A 6125-nucleotide genomic window follows, 5' to 3' on the forward strand; every position below is an offset into this window, starting at 1 on the left:
GCTGCCGCGGACCTGGCCGCGGGTACGGCGGACGGCGTCCGCAAGCCGGGACGACCCGCTGGCCCGGGCCTGGCGGGCCGCGCCCCTGGCCATGGCCTATCTCTGCGTCCTGAGCGTCACCTCGGCCGTGCTCGCGGTCGTCCACCGGCTCGACCAGGACGCCTACCAGCGCCTGTTGCGCAGCCGGTCCACCAACCTCGCGGGGCTGCGCAGCCGCCCGCTGTACGTGCTGGTGGCCAGCGCGTTCTGGCTCGAAAGGGGCACGTTCCCGCAGACGGCCGCCGCGGTGGCGGCGCTGCTCGCGCCGCTGGAACGGGTGGCCGGCCCCCGACCGGCACTCGGCGTGTTCGCCTCCGGGCATGTCGGAGCGAGCCTGCTCGTCGCCGGCGGGCTGCTGCTGGGCCAACGTGCCGGGCTTGTCGGCGGGCATGTCACCGAGGCCGTCGACGTCGGCGCCAGCTATGGCCTGATCGCCTGTGCCACGGTGCTCGCCGCCACGGCACGGGCGCACCGGCGGTGGCCGCTGGTCGGCGGCCTGCTGGCGCCGCTCGTCCTCGCCGCGGTCCGCACCCGCGACTTCACCGCCGCCGGCCACCTGATCGCGGCCGGCATCGGCCTGGCCTGCGTCCGGTACCTTCGGCTCTCGTACCCGCTGGCGGGCACCATACCTTCCGGGCCTTCCGGCCCGGCCTGCCAGCCCCGGTTCACAGGCTCCGGATAGGCTCGAACCAACGATCGACACCATCCGCGTGTGCCTGCCATGAGCCAGCACAGCTGGTTCCGCTGTCGTGATCCGCGGATTCCCGCAGGGTCCGCGGGACGGGTCGGGTCGGGTTGACCTGAGGATGATGAGAGATGACCAGCAGTACCGAGCACAGCCGTGTCGAGCACAGCGGCACCAACGGCAACGCCGTGCGGGACGCCGGCGCGCGGGACACCAGGGACGCTGCCGCCGGCCACACCGTCACCGGGCGTGAAGATGACACCCGGCCGGTGGACGCTGAGCCGGTCACAGGCGGCGCGGCCGGAGCCGTGGACCTGCCGTTCCGTTACGACGCCCGGCTCGCCGGCGAGATCGAGCGCCGCTGGCAGCAGGCGTGGTCGCGGCGGGGGACGTTCCACTCCCCCAACCCGCGGGGCCCGCTGTCGGACGGTTTCGACGAGGTCGCCGGACGGCCGCCGTTCTTCGTCATGGACATGTTCCCCTACCCGTCCGGCAGCGGCCTGCACGTGGGGCATCCGCTCGGGTACATCGGCACCGACGTGTTCGCCCGCTACCTGCGGATGACCGGCTACAACGTCCTGCACCCGTTCGGTTACGACGCCTTCGGCCTGCCGGCCGAGCAGTACGCCATCAACACCGGGCAGCACCCGCGGGTCACCACCGAAGCCAACATCGACAACATGCGGCGCCAGCTCGGCCGGCTGGGGCTGGGCCACGACACCCGCCGCGAGATCGCCACCACGGACGTGGCGTACTACCGCTGGACACAGTGGATCTTCCTGAAGATCTTCAACAGCTGGTACGACGACCAGGCCGACCGCGCCCGCCCGATCGACGAGCTGGTCGCCGAGTTCGCCGCCGGCACCCGCGTCCCCAAGGGCAGCGCCAACCCGCACAACCGGCCCTGGCCGGCGCTCGGCCCGACCGAACGCCGGCAGGTCGTGGACGGCTACCGGCTGGCCTTCATCTCCGAGCAGCTGGTCAACTGGTGCCCCGGCCTCGGCACGGTGCTCGCCAACGAGGAGGTCACCGCCGACGGGCGCAGCGACATCGGCAACTACCCGGTCTTCCGCCGCCCGCTGCGCCAGTGGGTGCTGCGGATCACCGCCTACGCCGAGCGCCTGATCGCCGACCTGGACCTGGTCGACTGGCCGGACTCCATCAAGCAGATGCAGCGGAACTGGATCGGGCCGAGCGATGGCGCCACGGTCGAGTTCCCCGCGGCCGGCTCCGACGTCCGCGTCGAGGTGTTCACCACCCGTCCCGACACCCTGGCCGGCGCCACCTTCATGGTGCTCGCCCCCGAGCACCCCCTCGTCGACACGCTGACCGCGCGGACCTGGCCGCCGGACACCCCCGTCAACTGGACGTTCACCGACCCGCCCCTCACCCCGGGCACCGAGCCGCGGGACGCCGCCGGTGCCGCCCCGGGAGCCGACAACAGCGTCCCGGCGCCGGACCGGGCAGCCTGGACGCCGCGGGCGGCCGTGGCCGCCTACCGGGAGTACGCCGCCCGCCTGGGCGACCGTCAGCGCGGCACCGACGAGGTCCCGCGCACCGGCGTCTTCACCGGCGCGTACGTCACCAACCCGGTCACCGGCAGCGATATCCCGGTCTTCCTCGCCGACTACGTCCTGATGGGGTACGGGACCGGCGCGATCATGGCTGTTCCCGCGCACGACCAGCGCGACTTCTCCTTCGCCCGGCAGTTCGGCCTGCCCGTCCCTGCTGTGCTCGCGCCGAGCGAGGACTGGCGCACCGAACACGGAGTGCCCGCGGGCGCGGCGGCGGACACCTGGCCGGCCGCCTTCGCCGGGGAGGGAGAGTACCTCTCGGCGCCGGGTGCGGCGCCGTCCCTCGTCGGGCTGTCGAAGCCGGACGCGATCAAGACGACGGTCCGCTGGCTGGAGGACGTCGGCGCGGGCCGCGCCGCCCGCTCCTACCGGCTGCGGGACTGGCTGTTCTCCCGGCAGCGCTACTGGGGCGAGCCCTTCCCGGTCGTCTTCGACGACGACGGCCTGCCGGTCGCGCTCCCGGACGAACTGCTGCCCGTCACCCTGCCGGAGATGACCGACTTCCGGCCGACGGCCACGGCCGACGACGACGTCAGCGACCCGGTCCCCCCGCTGGCACGGGTCACCGGCTGGGCCACCGTCACCCTCGACCTGGGCGACGGGCCGAAGACGTACCGGCGCGAGACCAACACCATGCCGCAGTGGGCCGGCTCCTGCTGGTACTACCTGCGCTACCTCGACCCGACGAACAGCGAGCGCTTCGTCGACGCCGAGGTCGAGCGCTACTGGATGCACACCCCCGACGGCCCGCCCGGCGACGGCGGCGTGGGCCTCTACGTCGGCGGTGTCGAGCACGCCGTCCTGCACCTGCTGTACGCGCGGTTCTGGCACAAGGTCCTCTACGACCTGGGGCTGGTCTCGACGAAGGAGCCGTTCAAGCGGCTGTTCAACCAGGGCTACATCCAGGCGGACGCGTTCACCGACGCCCGCGGCATGTACGTGCCCGCGGCCGAGGTCGTCCGCACCGGCGACGGCGGGTTCACCCACGACGGCGAGCCGGTGAACCGGCGCTCCGGGAAGATGGGCAAGAGCCTGAAGAACAGCGTCAGCCCGGACGAGATGTACGACAGCTTCGGCGCGGACACCCTGCGGGTCTACGAGATGGCCATGGGCCCGCTGGACGCGGACCGGCCCTGGCACACCGACGACATCGTCGGCTCCCACCGCTTCCTGCAACGGCTGTGGCGCAACCTCGTCGACGAGGCGACCGGCACGGCGGCCGTCTCCGACGCCGAGCCGGACGCCGAGGCCACCCGGGCGCTGCACCGCACGATCCTCGCCGTCCACGCGGACTACGCGGGCCTGCGCTTCAACACCGCGGTGGCCCGCCTGATCGAGCTGACCAACTTCGTCAGCAAGCGCTACGGCGGCTCGGGCGGGCTGCCCCGCGCGCTCGCCGAGGCGCTGGTCCTCATGGTCGCGCCGCTGGCCCCGCACATCGCCGAGGAGCTGTGGTCGCGGCTGGGCCACGACGGCTCGCTCGCCTGGCACCCCTTCCCGCGGGGGGACGCCTCGCTGGCGGCGGAGTCCACGGTGACGCTGCCGGTGCAGGTCAACGGCAAGGTACGGTTCACCGTCGACGTCCCCGCGGACGCCGACGAGCAGACCGTCCGCGATCTGGTGGCCGGCCACGAGGAGTACGCGCGGCACACCGCGGACCGGACGGTGAAACGGCTGATCGTGGTCCCCGGCCGGATCGTCAACATCGCCCTGGGCTGATCCCCGGCTCGGCCCCGGACCGGCCCCCGCCTGAGCGTGGCCGGCTTCCTGAGCCCGGGCGGCCGGCCACGCCCAGGAAGCCGGCCCCGTCCGGGGCCGGGGCCGTTCGTGGGCGCGCGGGTGCGTCAGGTTACGGCGTCAGCTGGTCATGGCGGTCGCGGCGGGCCGCCAGCCTCGTCGCCGGGTCCAGCCCCACGGCGGCGCGCAGGCACGCGGCGGCGGTCTCGGCGAGACCGGCCACCCACCCGCGGACGTCCGCCGCCGTCTTCGGGCCGCCGTCCACACCGCCGTCCGGGACGGGCAGGACCAGGTCGACCGCGCCCAGCCGCTGAAGATCGTGGGCGGTGATCCGCAGCCCGCGGGCCATGCCGGCGGCGTGGCCGACGTCCCGATACATGATCACCGAGGCGCCCTCGGGCGGCAGCGGGGCGAGCCAGGCGTCCTCGGCGGCGATGACCGTGTCCGCCGGCAGCAGGGCGAGCGCGGCGCCGCCCGTGCCCTGCCCGAGCAGCACGCTCACCGTCGGTACCGGCGTTGTCAGCAACGTCGCCAGGCAACGCGCGATCGCCGGGGCGATCCCGTGGCGTTCGGCCGCCTCCGACAGCTCCGCGCCCGGGGTGTCTATGACGGTGAGGATCGGCAGCCGCAGGTCAGCGGCCCGGCGCACCGCGTCCCGGGCCGCGTCGAGATCGGCCACGCCGATACGCCGATGCCACTGGGCCGACCTGTCCTGCCCGATGACGACGCAGGGCGTCCCCCGCAGCAGGGCGAGTGCGGTGACGATCGGCGTACCGGACGTGTCCGTCCCCTGGCTGACACCCCGGCCCAGGCTGGATGCGCCGAGCAGTGTGACATCGCTGGCCACCGCCAGGAACTCGCGCAGGCCGGGACGGTCGGGCGCGCGGGTGGCCAGCACCGACATCCACGGATCCCGCCCGCTGCGAGCCGGCCGGGAACCGGGCAACGTGATCCTGAACGGCCCCGAGCCAGCCGGCCCGGCCGGCGGGCCCGCCACGTCGTTGTGCCCCGGGCCGTGCCCCGGGGGAGCGGCAGCGCCGCCACCCGCGACGACGTTGAGTACCCGCTGGATGCTCTCCCGCAGCTCCTCGGGGGTGACGAGGGCGTCCACCAGGCCGGCCAGGCGCAGCGTCTCGGGGCTCTGCGCGTCCGGCCCGAGCGCCGTGCCGGTGAGCGCCTCGACGACTCGGGGCCCGAGGAAGCCGACCAGCGCCCCCGGCTCGGCGAACGTGACATGCCCGAGGGAGGCCCAGGACGCGAGCACGCCCCCGGTCGTCGGATGGCGCAGGTAGACAAGGTAGGGCAGGCCCGCCGCCCGGTGCTCGGCGATGGCGCTGCTGATCGTCAGCATCTGGAGGAAGGCGGGGGTGCCCTCGTGGATGCGGGTGCCGCCGCTGGCGGGCAGGGCCAGCAGGGCCTGCCGCTGCGCGGTGGCCCGTCTGATCGCGGCCGTGGCCCGGCGGGCCGCGGCCATCCCGACGCTGCCGCCGAGAAAGCCGTACTCGCTGGCCACGACCGCGACCCGGTGGCCGCCCACATGGCCCTCGCCGGTGCGGATCGCCTCGTCCGCGCCGCTGCGTTCACTGGCCCGCGCCAGGTCCTGGCCGTAGGCGGCGCTCAGCGCGGGCTGTTCGGGGGCGCGGTCCCAGCACCGCCACGTACCGGCGTCGAGGAGCCCGCCAAGAAGATCGTCAAGATGCGGACGCTTCACAGTGGACGCGGGTCCTCCCCTGGTAGTCATGCCGGAACCCTCCCGCCGTGGCTGTTTTCGAGCGTAACGCGGGACACTATGGTGCGCGATCGTTGATAAATCAGCAGCTCATGGCCGGTCATACCCACATCGGCCGCGGCAGTCGCGACCCGGGCCGGCCTCGATACAAAGGTCGCATGGATGAGCCGGCGGCCAGGCCGGTCACCCGGACCGTGGCTATGATCACGGCCCTTCCGGAATCCCGGCCGCCAGGATGGGCCACCATGGGAGAATGGCCTACCCACCCATGCAGGTACGCCCTGGATTCGTCCTGCGTGAGTCCGATCTGGCCTGGCGGTTCTCCCGGTCGGGCGGGCCGGGATTCCGGAAGGGCCGTGAT

Annotated in this window: 3 protein-coding genes; 2 read left to right on the forward strand and 1 reads right to left on the reverse strand. The window is 73.6% G+C overall.

Features of this window, described 5'->3' with window-relative positions; genetic code table 11:
* The coding region (locus tag AC5LSR_RS11920) for a rhomboid-like protein (protein ID WP_493468455.1) at window positions 1–721 on the forward strand (721 nt) is incomplete at its 5' end.
* A 134-nt stretch (window positions 722–855) separates the two neighbouring features.
* Window positions 856–4017 carry a leucine--tRNA ligase gene (locus AC5LSR_RS11925; RefSeq protein WP_250281488.1) on the forward strand — a complete coding sequence of 1054 codons (3162 nt, stop codon included), beginning with the start codon at window positions 856–858 and terminating at the stop codon, window positions 4015–4017.
* Window positions 4018–4147: 130 nt separating this feature from the next.
* Here AC5LSR_RS11925 and AC5LSR_RS11930 read toward each other — a convergent pair whose 3' ends face one another.
* Window positions 4148–5746 (reverse strand): carboxyl transferase domain-containing protein, encoded by a 1599-nt coding sequence (locus tag AC5LSR_RS11930; protein ID WP_250290010.1) that lies wholly within the window; start codon window positions 5744–5746, stop codon window positions 4148–4150.
* Window positions 5747–6125: the final 379 nt, after the last annotated feature.

It is taken from the genome of Protofrankia sp. CiP1_Cm_nod4 (assembly GCF_982290645.1).

Excerpts from the sequence above, each read along its gene's own strand:
- AC5LSR_RS11925 (WP_250281488.1), top strand. The coding sequence starts at position 856 with ATGACCAGCAGTACCGAGCACAGCCGTGTCGAGCACAGCGGCACCAAC.